Origin of the sequence: Aliiroseovarius salicola (genome assembly GCF_027891095.1) — a bacterium.
Taxonomy (GTDB): Bacteria; Pseudomonadota; Alphaproteobacteria; order Rhodobacterales; family Rhodobacteraceae; genus Aliiroseovarius; species Aliiroseovarius salicola.
Window position 1 is genome coordinate 33,905 of record NZ_JAQIIO010000007.1, and the last position, 12,639, is coordinate 46,543.

Genomic DNA, 12,639 nt, shown 5'->3' on the forward strand with positions numbered 1-12,639 from the left:
CCTAAAAATGTCGAAGGGATCTTTTAAAAACTCGATAATAGTTATAGTTTTTCAGGAGCTTGTTGGTTTTGTAGCAGTATTGGAGCGGACTATTGGGCAGTGCAAAAGAGTATTATTTCGACGATTTGGGAATAGACCAACACTGGGTCTCAAAAACCTTCTTTACCTGTCCAGAATGCGGCACTGACGTTCATCAAGAAGTAGAGGTGCCTGAGCCGGATTACACTGCAGAGAAAAGCCGTGATATGGTCACCGGGGGACAGGTGGAAATTCAATGCGATGGGTGTGGGAGCGTCTTTGAAGGAGACGCTTGGGCAGGTCCGGCACACTGCGACATTGAATTGATTAAATACCCCGAGACACATATTAGCTGTGATCCGCCCGGTTATGATCGTCCACCGGAAGACTGGTACGATGAATCCGAAGTTCCTGACGATCCATTTTCGATCTTCAAGTCCAATCACGACGAACTCCTTTTGCTGATTGATACGCAGGCAAAAGGCGATGGATCAAGTTTGTTGAACCGAATGATTTTTGCGCAGATTTTGACGTTCCTTGAAGCCTATTTCTGCGACACGTTGATTACGGGGCTGCGAGAACACCCGATGCGCTTGGCGCAATTTGCAGCAAAAGACGGATCAATAAAGCAAACTGAAATCAAAGCATCTGATGTGCTCAGTGATCCAGATCATGTAAGGAAACTCATTGAACACAATTTGAAATCGCGCCTGTATCATCAGTTCGGAAGCGGAAAAACTGATAAAAACGGAAAATCAATGCCAGAAGGCGTTGCTCTTTGGTATTCAATCGCTTTTGGTTTTGCTTTGGCACCAAAAGATGATGACCTTGAAGCTTTACGAAGATACGCCGCGCTCCGACACGACTGTGTTCACCGTAACGGTGTGACAAAGAGTGACGAAAAACTCACGTTGTTCGATAAAAATTTTCTACAAGAAGCTCTCGCGACAGCGAACCGAATAGTCAATCATGTTGATGATAAAATCATAAAGCTAAAAGACAGAACAAATGAATCAATACTCTAAATAATGTAGAGACACGAAACAGTTAGAACTGGTGTTCCATTGTTGCCATGCTTGGTCAAGTCTAACTCTTGACCAAGCGAAAACTACTGTTCCTAGGCCGAAGGCCAGTCTCTGGGCACAAGCGCGTTTTCTCCACGCCATTCTTCGATGATGGACGCCTCGAACCAGTCATCAGCTAAATGTGCATGGTCAAGAACAATCAGTTGGAACGGCGCTTCAATCTCTTGGCAACCCTGATGCATCAGTTTGAACAACGCCAATACGGCTTGCCTATCTTCGTCGTCTTCGATTTGATCCAACCCGCCTTCTGTTCGATCAGAGGGATAGTAGGCCTGGGTTGGTTGATCTAGAATTAGAAACGCGGGCACAGGCCTTCCGCGTTTTCGGAACCACCAGTGCAAAGCAAGGTGGGCTAATACGTGATAGCCAACCCAATTCTCCCCGCTTCCCATTCTGTTCAGGGGTATCGGTCCGTCTTCTGTATCGGCCACAACAGTCAATTTTTTAGTGTCGAGCCGCAGCGAACTTCCACTGTGTTCAAGATTTAGCTGACCAGAGTATTCCGTCATTTTTTGGCTGATCAGGCTCAGGAAGGTGTCCATCTTAGAATGTGTTTCATCGGAATTCAGGTGCGCCTTAACTGCGGATATTTGCTGCTGAAGGTTTTTGATTTCAGTGTTGGAGGCGTCTGTTTCTTTGTCTGGTTGTGAGCTTTCAAGAAAGTCGTTGAGTTTGCCGAGGTACCGAGCACGGGCAACAAGCTGGTTTTGGGCTAGGCGCGCACTCTCGTCTTCCGCGATGGCTGCAACAAGTTCACGCTGGACTGTTTTGAGTTCCTGAGTCAGTTTGGAGATCCTCATCCCGAGTTCTCCAATATGAGCCTGAATATGTGGGCTTTCTCGATAGACTGCACTCAACATTCCGTCGACGCGTTCAAGCGACTCACGAATTTCCCGAATAGCAGGTGTTGCAGCGGGCACTTCAGAATCACATAGGGGACAGGTACTGCTCCCTTCTGCTTCGGGCTTGTAGAAACCAATGGTCTTGAGGCGCGCGCTGCTTTCAGACACCTCACGCGAAAAATCAGTTTGGGATGACAAAAAATTCCGTGCAGAAACGACATCCTGATTTAATTCTCCAAGTCTTTTCTGAATCGAGACCTGATCTGCTCGGAGATTCTGGATTGTCTTGCCAAAATCTTGAACCAAGCTAGGTTCGTCTACTGAAGTTTCTGAAACTTGCTTCAGAGTGTTAAATACCGTGTCGTCGATTGCCTGGTATTCCTGAGGGATAAAACCCAAACGTTTTCCCTCGTTTACCATTCGAGATATTCTATTGCGGCTTAATTCTACAACCTGAATTCTTTTGGCGGCTTGAGCTTCCAGCAACCGCAAACGTTTTGTGAGCTCGTCTAGCTCTGACATGTATTTAAAGTGTTCTTCCTCCACGGCACCAAGAAAGTAGGGCAAAGTATCCTTGAAAGCTTGGGGCAAGTATGGCTCGTTCATCCGGTGAAAGAGTTGATCTTTGCTAGCGACTAAACCTTGCGGCTGAAAGCAAAGCCATAGGGCGTGCTTGATGCTAGCGCTGAGTGGCAGGCGCGTCCCGGATTCTGGGCGATGTTGATTTTCTGAGATACCTGCAAATTGAGTTGTGAATTGCTGTAAGCTATTCTCAGTGGTGTTTTTTAAGATCTCGTCGATTTCGGGGTAATTTGCAAATGTTCCGCGACGAAAGAACACTTTCGAACCGGTAGATGTGCCCGGGCCGGGATTATCTCTTGCTATGAAAACTTCATCACCCCGATTGCTTAGATGTAGGCCAAACCATGAAACTTTGCGCCTGATCTCTCCCTCGGCAACATTGTAGGTGCCTCTGCCTAGGCAATAATCCACGATGTCGATTATTGCCGACTTACCAGTTTTAGATTTGCCGGTGACGATATTCAGGCCGTCTTTGAATGGCAAAACTCTCATCCGCCCGATATGGGAATACAGAACTATTGCTTTTAATGAAAAGCTCATGGTCGCACCCCCCAGCATGAAAGAACTGATGCTTCATTTCCTGACTTAAGCAACCACCGACAGAGGAAGCGAGTTTTCTTGACAATTTCTCTAACTTCGTCGGTTGTCCCGCGCAGAAACGGTCCCGGAAAGTGTGATTTCATTTTGCCAGTTTTTATGTAGTGGCCGCTTCCAATCTGAAGCGTGTTTTGATGGAGTGAAAATCTAAGTGTTTCCTGAACGTACGGCATTAATCCGTGAATCCTCTCGATGAGTCCTATAAGTACCTCCTCATTGATCTGCACCCACTCGTACATTGAAGTTACCGTTGTGGAGGGTAGTCGATGTCTGGAAGGACGATGGAGTGACAGCGCTAGAATCAATGGAATATAGTTTAATGAGATACCTTCCTGCGTGCTCTTCTCGGCTTCTTTTGCAATTTCAAAAGTGAGCGAACCTAAAAACGCTGGATTAAAAAGGTTCGCTTCTTCCGGCCTGCGGTTTTTCCAGCTGTCTAGTGCTACCATTGTTGGATCCACCTTAAAACTTCGCCTTAAAATCTGGATGCCAGCCGATCTCAACCCTGTCAGACAATCCTTGAAATGAGCCCGAGGTAATCCATGATTCAATGATATTCCTCAGGGGAATATCTTGTTGAGAGGTCCAAACGCAAACCCTCCGCCCTAGAGCCATTTTAGCTTCTTCATCTTTGTCATTTAACTCGGCAAGTTCAGCATCAAACTTTCTTTCCCAACGGTCCTTGAGTTTAGCGTCAAATCGGGTCAGTTCGTCATCTAGGATCAAATTTTCTCGCGCCCACTTTGAGCGCTGTGCAAATGCGCGATAATAGTCTTCTGCTCCTCGTTTTACAATGGAATCGAATAGGCCTACTGCTCGCATTTGTTGTACGAATACTTGCTCTTCGTCGTCTATCGAGTAGCTTTTAGCTCCAAGGTCAGTTGGATCGTCCACTGGTAGAGCATCAGGCCCAAAATGCCGTCCAATTTCATTTGCCTTCACGATGATATGTTGGACTGGGATGTCGGCGCATCCGTTTTCAACTAGTCGTTTTCCCACTATGCCTAGCCACCACCCCTCCAAATAGGATGCGGCTTGCGTCTGATGTGAGGGTGCGACGAAAACCAGCTTTCCTTCGATTTCCGTCATTACATTTATCAAGTCAGCGTGCTGATCATAAACCTCAACTTGATTCAACATTGCGAGTAGTTCTTCATCCGGCACCGAGAGAAACTCAGCCCTAGCTTTTGCAGTGTCCTTATTCGTTGAGTTATTTGCAGCATCTTTGAGCTTTGTTAATGCTGTTTCTAACTCAGTTTGAGTGTTGCCTGGTCGGAGTAGGGCCATCGCTGACCCCACCTTTGCTTCGGAGGTCGTTAACAAGGCAAAGGTTGTTGAGCCTATAGAAAGCATGCCTTGCTGAAGTTGTGAAAGCCAGATTCTGATAGTTTTCCAGACATCCACACTTTTATCGTCCAAGGATTTCGGTGATACATGATGTTTCGCCTGCATTAGGCACTTGCTGTAGTCGTCGTTCTCAAATGCAACGTCATCAAACTTCTCGATAGAAATGCGACCGTTCGGATTCTTTTCCGCTTCTTGCAGCCCCCGCAATAACGCTAGGCGACACTGGAAAATATAACCGGCGAGAGGTGCGCTCGCGCTAAATTTGGCGTCTTGCGTCATTGTAAATACCTTGTGCTGTCGGGGAGATTATCAATATAGCTGCACAAGTCAAAGTTGATTTTTAATTCAGGCTTTCAGAGCTGTTTGTAGATCCGGGCGCTTAATGCTTAATAGCAATCGGCTAACAAGGATTAGCCTCGAATGAGGCTTGAGGATGCTCGCTTTGCTTTAAAGATTCTAGATACTGCGCAAATGTAGCGAAGAACTACAACCCGCTGTTCATTTCCAAATCATGTTGGGCAAGAGGTTGTGATCGAGTAACCGTGTTCTCGCAGAGCTTATTTTCAGCAGCCTGGATTGGAATCAGAAAACTACATGTTCTGAGCGGACACCACACGGACACGGTTGTGAGCTTACGTCTTCACATAGTCCGATGCGCAGCTAGCGCATTGTTTTATTTGGTAAAAGTGGTGAGCCGTGAAGGATTCGAACCTTCGACCCACTGATTAAAAGTCAGTTGCTCTACCAACTGAGCTAACGGCCCACTCTGTGAGGGCGGGTTCTAGTGTTGTGTGCGGGGGGGGTCAACCCAAAAAACGCAGAAATCTCGTGATCTCTGGCAAAACTCCGGGGAAAGGACTATATCGCGCGTTATGGAACATGTTTCGGCACAAGAAAACCTGCGTTTTATGAAGTGGCATGGGGCGGGAAATGACTTCGTGATGATTGATTCACGGGGTCGAAAACCCGTGGTTTCAAAAGGTTTGGCGGCTGCATTGGGAGATCGCAATCGCGGGGTCGGCTTTGATCAGTTGGCTGAGATTCGCAGCTCAGATGTGGCGGACATCGATCTGGATTTCTGGAACGCTGACGGCTCGCGGGCCGGGGCGTGCGGTAACGCCACCCGCTGCGTGGCGCGGTACATGATGGATCAGACCGGGAAAGCGACCCTGACCATCCGCACCAGCCGTGGTGTGCTTGAGGCGCGTGCTGATGGAGATCTTGTGTCGATCAATATGGGGCAGCCGCAAACCGCATGGAACGAAGTGCCATTGGCGCAAGAGGTTGATACTGCGCATTTGCCGATAGATGGCGACCCGGCGGCTGTTGGCATGGGGAACCCGCACTGTGTGTTTTTTGTCGAGGACGCTGACAAGGTAGATGTGGCTGGGATTGGTCCCGAATATGAAAAGCACCCTCTGTTCCCTGAGCACACCAATGTGGAATTCGCCTCGATCCGTTCACATGACGAGATCCGCATGAGGGTTTGGGAACGTGGGACAGGTATCACGCTGGCTTGCGGATCCGGGGCTTGTGCCACGGCTGTCGCCGCCCATCAGCGGGGGCTGACCGGTCCGCGTGTGCGTATGGAGCTTGATGGTGGATGGCTCACGCTTGATATCCGCGACGATGGCGTTTGGATGACAGGGCCCACTGCGTTTGTATTCGAAGGCCAGCTGACGCCCGCCTTTTTGAAGGGTCTTTGACATGACCGCAAAACCGCCCGTCTTTGCGACTATGGGCTGTCGCCTGAATGCCTATGAAACCGAAGCCATGAAACGGCTGGCGGCGGATGCTGGCGTGGAAGGGGCAGTTGTGATCAACACCTGCGCCGTGACTGCTGAGGCAGTGCGGAAAGCGCGGCAAGAAATCCGCAAGCTGCGCCGCGATAACCCCGACGCCAAACTGATCGTGACCGGCTGTGCGGCCCAGACCGAACCGGAAACCTTTGCTGCAATGGGCGAAGTGGATGCGGTCATTGGGAACGGCGAAAAGATGTCGCCTGAAACCTGGGCGGGGCTTGCTCCTGACCTGATTGGCGACACCGAGCGGGTGCAGGTCAACGACATCATGTCGGTCACGGAAACCGCGAGCCACCTGATTGATGGATTCGGTACCCGTTCGCGCGCTTATGTTCAGGTGCAGAACGGCTGTGACCACCGCTGTACGTTCTGCATTATCCCCTATGGCCGTGGCAACTCGCGCTCGGTGCCAGCAGGCGTGGTCGTCGATCAGATCAAACGCCTCGTGGATAAGGGGTTTAACGAGGTTGTTTTGACCGGGGTGGACCTGACGAGTTGGGGCGATGACCTGCCCGCGAAGCCACGTCTTGGTGATCTGGTGATGCGGATCCTGAAGCTGGTTCCAGATCTGCCGCGCTTGCGGATTTCTTCGATCGACTCGATCGAGGCAGATGAAAACCTGATGCAGGCGATTGCGACCGAACCGCGTTTGATGCCTCATCTGCACCTGTCTCTGCAGCATGGCGATGACCTGATCCTGAAACGGATGAAGCGGCGTCACCTGCGTGATGACGCGATCCGCTTTACCGAAGAGGCGCGCCGGTTGCGTCCTGACATGACCTTTGGCGCCGATATCATTGCGGGCTTTCCAACCGAAACGGACGCGCAGTTCGAAAACTCTCTGAAACTGGTCAGCGATTGCGATCTGACCTGGCTGCATGTTTTTCCCTATTCCAAGCGTGAAGGCACGCCAGCGGCGAAGATTCCCAATCAGGTCAACGGAAATGTGATCAAGGATCGCGCGGCGCGTCTGCGGGTGGCAGGGGATACGGCGGTGCAACAATATCTCGCGTCGCAGGTGGGGCAAGCTCATAATATCCTTATGGAAAATCCCCATATGGGACGTACCGAGCAGTTTGCCGAAGTGAAGTTTGCTGTGCCTCAGGTCGAAGGCGACATCGTGCGAGCAACCCCGATAAACTACCTAGACGGGCAGCTCTTGGTCTGATTTTCTGTCTTCGGTTGTTATTCCGAAACATGATTCTTGCTAAGAGGTTGCCATGCACCCCAATCCTTCATTTCGAAAGGTTGATGATACCATCAGTCTGGAGTTTGCCCGTCGTCGCGCCTTTGGGGTTCTTGGGGTGAACGGGTCCGTGGGGCCAATCATGGTTCATGTGCCATTTCTCATCAGTGAAAACCGGAAATATGCCGAATTTCATTTGGTTCGCTCAAATGCAGTATCCGGTGTTCTGACCCAGCCCGTTCCGGCCACTTTGGCTGTGGTTGGACCAGACGGATATGTGTCTCCTGATTGGTATGAAGCAGAAGACCAGGTACCGACCTGGAACTATGTTTCGGTGCACCTGCGAGGCCATGTCGAAGCCCTTCCTGATGATGACCTTCGCGATCTTCTGTCTCGCCAAAGCATTGAATATGAAGGGAGACTTGGGGAGAAAGCCCCCTGGAGCCCAGACAAGATGGACGAGGGGGCCCTTGCTCGGATGTTGCGCATGATCCGCCCGGCACGGCTGATAATCGAACGGATCGAAAGTACATGGAAGCTCGGTCAGAACAAGTCCGACGGCGTGCGCTTAAACGCTGCATCCCACATGACCGAAGGATTCGGGCAGGAGTTGTCCAGTCTGGGCGATCTGATGCGCAATCCGCCGGGTTGAGTGGACTTTTTGGCTCTGCGTTCCTACATTTAGACCATTGTGACCCTATCAGAACCCAGCCAGTGGTTTGGGATATTTGAAAGAATGGGAGGAACTCATGGCGCTACCTCTTGCACCGATTGCTGCTGTCGCATTGCGTTACGGCACTGTGGCTGTGGCCACCTATGCCATAGCACGAAGCGTGGAACGGGGGCGACGAGATCAACGCGCAGAGGATGCTTTGGATGACGTTCCCGAAGGGCTGACCGCACACCGCGGGCGGGATGCGGGCGTCGACGCAGATGCTGAACAGGTTAATGCCACCGGGCGCATCCGTCGTGTTATCCGTTTTGGAAAAAATGGACCTGGCCTGGAAATCGATGCTGTGTCCCTGACGCGGATCCGCGTGCGAAAACTTTAAAGTTCTTAATGGGGCAAATGCCCAAACCTTAAACTCTTTAAAGGGGCAAAGCCCGAAAGTTTAAAGAAATGACTGCATTGAAGTTGATCTCTTCCCCGGCCTCGCCGTTTGCGCGCAAAGCCAAAGTCCTGCTTTTGGAAACCGAGCAGGAAGATGTGCAGGTCGAAGAAATCATATCCTCGCCCACCGAGCCGCACCCGGAACTGAAAGCCGCAAATCCCTTGTCGAAAATCCCGGCTCTGAAGCGGGCGGATGGTTGCACACTTTATGACAGTCGGGTGGTGACGCGGTTTCTGGACGCCCGCTCGGGCGGCGGTCTGTATCCCGACAATCGGATTTGGGAAGTTCTGACATTGGAGGCCACGGGCGACGCGATCATGGATGCAGGTGTGCTGATGGTTTACGAAAACCGCTGCCGTCCAGAGGATTTGCAATTTGGCGGATGGCTCGATGCGCAATGGGAAAAGATCGAAGGGGCGCTGGATGCTTTGAACACCCGTTGGATGAGCCATCTCGCTGGGCCTGTCGACATGGGGCAAATCGCCGTGGGCTGTGCGCTGGGTTATCTGGATTTCCGCCACGACAGCCGCGGATGGCGCAAGGGGCGTGATGCTCTTGACGACTGGTTTGCTGTGTTTTCCCAACGTGAGAGTTTCAAGGCAACGAAGCCGGGATGAGGTGCTCGGCTATCTGATTGCGTGATCTCGGCGTGAGCAGGAATTATTCTTCGCTTTGGCGCAGGCTTCGGAAAAAGAACATCAGGATTGTCATCAGGAAAAACATTCCGAAGAAATCGCCGATCAGATAGGCAAAAAGATCGTTCAGCGTTCTCGTTATTGCGATGTTCGTCATGCTGGCGGTCAGGGCGGAAATGGTAATGCTCGTCAACACGATGCAATGCCAGCAGGGGGTCTTTCCTGCCGCGGGGAAGAGATCCACACCGAGCCGTCGCATGGTATGAAATGTGGCTGCGGGTATGAATACCGCAACCGAGATCGCAAATAGGCGGCTTGGTTCGAAAACTCCCATTCCGGCGACATACCAGAAGGAAAAGAAAACACCCGGAAACAGCGCGATGACAGAGCGCCACCCAAGCAGCCAAGCGGCCAGAACGCGCACGCCGTGTGGCAGAAACAACAGACTGGCATAGCTGGGGAACTTGGGGAAGAAAATGTTTTGGACAGGGAGTAGAAGCTTAAACGTCACGGCGAATGCAAGAACATATGCAATCGATATAATCACTGTTTCTTTGATCAGATCTGAATCGCCAGTGTCGGATGTCAACTTCGGGTCTTTCTTATCTGGAACTCTCTACGTGATAAAAGCCTCTGCCTGCCGCTGCGTTTTGTCTTAGGTATCCTTTATTCACCAAAGATTTGAGTGCTCGGAAGAACGTTGGCCTTGAAATGCCGATTACCAGTTTATGGGCTTGCAGGCGAGTGGTTTTAACATCGCGCCGCACTTCGGCTAGATCGGATGCCGCATAATATATATCTCGCTCCGCAGCAGATAGGTTTTGGAGGCCAATGGATCGTTCCATTTCGAACAATAATTTTCGAAGTTCAGCTAGTTTTGAAATTTCTGACATATGTAATTCCCCCCAGAATACAATTTTACTGCCTATGGTTGCATCGGCATGGCGCGCAACAGGATTAAGGTAGTATCATATTGACACTAGTTAAAAAACCCTTAATCTCTGTTGCTGTCAGACCGCGTTACATTTGTGAGTGGTGGCGGCTGACATAGTCGATTACAAAAAAATTATTATACCGGCGCGGCATCATTTGGTGCCGCGTCACCTAAATTTTAGGATGTTTTCGGGTTTGTGGCAATTGTCCTTTCGGGCTTTTGCCACCCTGAGGCGCTGAATTTGTATAATTTCTATGATAGGTTGTGCTGAGGTTTGATTTGCTCCGTTATTCCTGACGCCCTCGATCAAGTAAGCCGACTCACGTGACTGATCGTCGCGGTTCGACTTGAGCGATGTCATGGCGAAAAGTCTAAATCTTTTACAGAATCACATGAAATATTCACATGTTCGCGCCAACAGCGCGGTTATGGTGCGGTTTCAGGGCGTCAAAGCCTTGAAAAGCCGTGCCTGCGCCCCAATGACTTCTGGACTGAGCGCTCATCCTTGGCTAAACAGCCGCGAAGCAGGCCGCATTTTTGCGGTCTCAAGTCGTGTTGGCCGCACGAATAGCGGCCCAGCTAAGGAGATGCGCACGTGTCACACGCCGACGACCAAGGAGGAACCCGCCGGGATTTCCTTTACTATGCGACCGGTGGCGCCGCAGCCGTAACGGCCGGTGCAGCGGTTTGGCCCCTCGTCAACCAAATGAATCCCTCTGCAGATGTTCGAGCGCTTAGCTCGATCCGCGTCGATATTGCCGACGTGGCTGTTGGCAGCCAGATCACGGTGAAGTGGCTGGGCAAGCCGGTCTTCATTCGCCGCCGTACTGCGGAAGAAATTGAACAGGCGCGTGCAGACAACACTGCGAACGACCTGATCGATGCTCTCGCGCGTAATAACAACCGCGACGCGGCCCTGTCGGCAGATGATGAAAACCGCGCGATGGACGAAGCTGGCGAATGGCTGGTGATGATGGGTGTGTGTACACACCTCGGTTGTGTGCCGCTGGGTGATGGCGCTGGTGAATATGGCGGTTGGTACTGCCCCTGCCACGGATCGCACTACGACACCTCGGGTCGTATCCGCAAAGGTCCGGCTCCGGAAAATCTTCCGGTTCCGCCTGCTGTCTTTATTGACGAAACCACCATCAAACTCGGTTAAGGGAGGCGTATATGTCCGGAATTCCTCACGACCATTACGAACCCAAGTCGGGTTTCGAGAAATGGATTGATAAGCGCCTGCCGATTGTCGGCCTGGCCTATGACACCCTGATGATCCCAACTCCCAAAAACCTGAACTGGTGGTGGATCTGGGGCATCGTTCTGACTTTCTGCCTCGTGCTGCAGATCGTTACCGGCATCATCCTGGTGATGCACTACACCCCGCATGTCGACATGGCGTTTGCCTCTGTTGAGCATATCATGCGCAACGTGAATGGCGGGCATATGCTGCGCTATATTCACATGAACGGCGCGTCGCTGTTCTTTGTGGCTGTTTACATCCACATCTTCCGCGGGTTGTTCTACGGGTCCTACAAGGCGCCCCGCGAAATCACGTGGATCATCGGCATGCTGATCTATCTGATGATGATGGGCACTGCCTTTATGGGTTACGTTCTGCCTTGGGGTCAGATGTCCTTCTGGGGCGCGACTGTTATCACTGGCCTCTTCGGTGCGATCCCGTGGATTGGTGAGCCGATCCAGACCCTGCTTCTGGGTGGTCCTGCTGTGGACAACGCCACGCTGAACCGCTTCTTCTCGCTGCACTATCTGCTGCCCTTCGTGATTGCCGCCCTTGTTGGCCTGCACATCTGGGCCTTCCACACCACGGGCAACAACAACCCGACCGGTGTTGACGTGCGCACCGGGTCAAAGGAAGAAGCCAAGAAAGACACCCTGCCGTTCTGGCCCTATTTCGTGATCAAGGATCTCGTGGGTCTGGGCATGGTTCTGATCATCTTCTTCATGATCGTTGGCTTCATGCCGAACTACCTCGGTCACCCCGACAACTACATCGAAGCGAACCCGCTGGTGACGCCTGCACACATCGTTCCGGAATGGTACTTCCTGCCGTTCTACGCGATCCTGCGTGCCTTCACCTCGGAGGTTTGGGCCGTACAATTCGTGAGCTTCATCACCGGTGGCATCATCGATGCGAAGTTCTTCGGTGTGCTCGCCATGTTCGGCGCCATCGCCGTAATGGCTCTGGCTCCGTGGCTCGACACGTCGTCGGTCCGTTCGGGTCAGTATCGCCCGGCCTTCAAATGGTGGTATCGCCTGCTTCTGGTCGACTTCTTCGTCCTGATGTGGGTTGGCGCCCGTGACACGAACTTCCCGCATGACTGGATTTCGCTGATCGGCTCCACCTATTGGTTCGCATACTTCCTCGTTATCCTGCCGCTTCTGGGTCTCTTCGAGAAACCACAGACGCCGCCGGCCACCATCGAGGAAGATTTCAACGCCCACTATCCCGGCGCAGCCGAGTGAGAGGATCGAGAA

General features: G+C 51.6%; 12 protein-coding genes and 1 tRNA gene. 8 read left to right on the forward strand and 5 right to left on the reverse strand.

Annotated features, from left to right (window positions below):
* The first annotated feature begins 92 nt into the window (after positions 1–92).
* Positions 93–1,043 carry a hypothetical protein gene (locus tag O2N63_RS13095; RefSeq protein ID WP_271054728.1) on the forward strand — a complete coding sequence of 317 codons (951 nt, stop codon included), beginning with the start codon at positions 93–95 and terminating at the stop codon, positions 1,041–1,043.
* A gap of 92 nt (positions 1,044–1,135) precedes the next feature.
* Here the strand turns inward: O2N63_RS13095 and O2N63_RS13100 are convergent, their stop codons facing one another.
* From O2N63_RS13100 to O2N63_RS13115, 4 genes are all read right to left on the reverse strand, one after another.
* Positions 1,136–3,067 (reverse strand): DUF3732 domain-containing protein, encoded by a 1,932-nt coding sequence (locus tag O2N63_RS13100; RefSeq protein ID WP_271054729.1) that lies wholly within the window; start codon positions 3,065–3,067, stop codon positions 1,136–1,138.
* Positions 3,064–3,573: a three component ABC system middle component gene (locus O2N63_RS13105; protein WP_271054730.1), complete on the reverse strand. Its 510-nt coding sequence runs from the start codon at positions 3,571–3,573 to the stop codon at positions 3,064–3,066. Before O2N63_RS13105 ends, O2N63_RS13100 begins: the two co-directional genes overlap by 4 nt.
* A gap of 13 nt (positions 3,574–3,586) precedes the next feature.
* Positions 3,587–4,750, reverse strand: a complete 1,164-nt coding sequence (locus O2N63_RS13110) for an ABC-three component system protein (RefSeq protein WP_271054731.1) — start codon at positions 4,748–4,750, stop codon at positions 3,587–3,589.
* Positions 4,751–5,158: 408 nt separating this feature from the next.
* Positions 5,159–5,234, reverse strand: a tRNA-Lys gene (locus tag O2N63_RS13115).
* Between the two features lie 109 nt (positions 5,235–5,343).
* Here O2N63_RS13115 and dapF point away from each other — a divergent pair.
* The 5 genes from dapF (at position 5,344) to O2N63_RS13140 (ending at position 9,188) form a co-directional block, all read left to right on the forward strand.
* A complete protein-coding gene (gene dapF, locus O2N63_RS13120) occupies positions 5,344–6,177 on the forward strand; it encodes a diaminopimelate epimerase (protein WP_271054732.1) in 834 nt (277 codons plus the stop codon).
* Position 6,178: 1 nt separating this feature from the next.
* The gene (gene mtaB, locus O2N63_RS13125) at positions 6,179–7,441 is read left to right on the forward strand and encodes a tRNA (N(6)-L-threonylcarbamoyladenosine(37)-C(2))-methylthiotransferase MtaB (protein ID WP_271054734.1); all 1,263 of its coding nucleotides are present in this window, start codon (positions 6,179–6,181) and stop codon (positions 7,439–7,441) included.
* A 52-nt stretch (positions 7,442–7,493) separates the two neighbouring features.
* Complete coding sequence (locus O2N63_RS13130; protein ID WP_271054735.1) at positions 7,494–8,111, forward strand: FMN-binding negative transcriptional regulator; 618 nt, start codon at positions 7,494–7,496, stop codon at positions 8,109–8,111.
* Between the two features lie 97 nt (positions 8,112–8,208).
* Positions 8,209–8,511 carry a hypothetical protein gene (locus O2N63_RS13135; RefSeq protein ID WP_271054736.1) on the forward strand — a complete coding sequence of 101 codons (303 nt, stop codon included), beginning with the start codon at positions 8,209–8,211 and terminating at the stop codon, positions 8,509–8,511.
* Positions 8,512–8,588: 77 nt separating this feature from the next.
* Positions 8,589–9,188, forward strand: coding sequence for a glutathione S-transferase family protein (locus tag O2N63_RS13140; protein WP_271054834.1), 600 nt, complete (start codon positions 8,589–8,591; stop codon positions 9,186–9,188).
* Between the two features lie 43 nt (positions 9,189–9,231).
* Here O2N63_RS13140 and O2N63_RS13145 read toward each other — a convergent pair whose 3' ends face one another.
* A complete protein-coding gene (locus tag O2N63_RS13145; RefSeq protein WP_271054737.1) occupies positions 9,232–9,795 on the reverse strand; it encodes a hypothetical protein in 564 nt (187 codons plus the stop codon).
* 940 nt (positions 9,796–10,735) lie between these two features.
* Here O2N63_RS13145 and petA point away from each other — a divergent pair.
* Positions 10,736–11,302, forward strand: a complete 567-nt coding sequence (gene petA, locus O2N63_RS13150; RefSeq protein ID WP_271054738.1) for a ubiquinol-cytochrome c reductase iron-sulfur subunit — start codon at positions 10,736–10,738, stop codon at positions 11,300–11,302.
* Between the two features lie 11 nt (positions 11,303–11,313).
* On the forward strand, positions 11,314–12,627 hold the full coding sequence (gene petB, locus O2N63_RS13155) for a cytochrome b (RefSeq protein ID WP_271054739.1): 1,314 nt from the start codon (positions 11,314–11,316) through the stop codon (positions 12,625–12,627).
* Positions 12,628–12,639 lie beyond the last annotated feature (12 nt).

Excerpts from the sequence above, each read along its gene's own strand:
- O2N63_RS13110 (WP_271054731.1), bottom strand. The coding sequence starts at position 4,750 with ATGACGCAAGACGCCAAATTTAGCGCGAGCGCACCTCTCGCCGGTTAT.
- mtaB (WP_271054734.1), top strand. The coding sequence starts at position 6,179 with ATGACCGCAAAACCGCCCGTCTTTGCGACTATGGGCTGTCGCCTGAAT.
- petB (WP_271054739.1), top strand. The coding sequence starts at position 11,314 with ATGTCCGGAATTCCTCACGACCATTACGAACCCAAGTCGGGTTTCGAG.
- O2N63_RS13130 (WP_271054735.1), top strand. The coding sequence starts at position 7,494 with ATGCACCCCAATCCTTCATTTCGAAAGGTTGATGATACCATCAGTCTG.
- O2N63_RS13135 (WP_271054736.1), top strand. The coding sequence starts at position 8,209 with ATGGCGCTACCTCTTGCACCGATTGCTGCTGTCGCATTGCGTTACGGC.
- O2N63_RS13105 (WP_271054730.1), bottom strand. The coding sequence starts at position 3,573 with ATGGTAGCACTAGACAGCTGGAAAAACCGCAGGCCGGAAGAAGCGAAC.
- O2N63_RS13100 (WP_271054729.1), bottom strand. The coding sequence starts at position 3,067 with ATGAGCTTTTCATTAAAAGCAATAGTTCTGTATTCCCATATCGGGCGG.
- dapF (WP_271054732.1), top strand. The coding sequence starts at position 5,344 with ATGGAACATGTTTCGGCACAAGAAAACCTGCGTTTTATGAAGTGGCAT.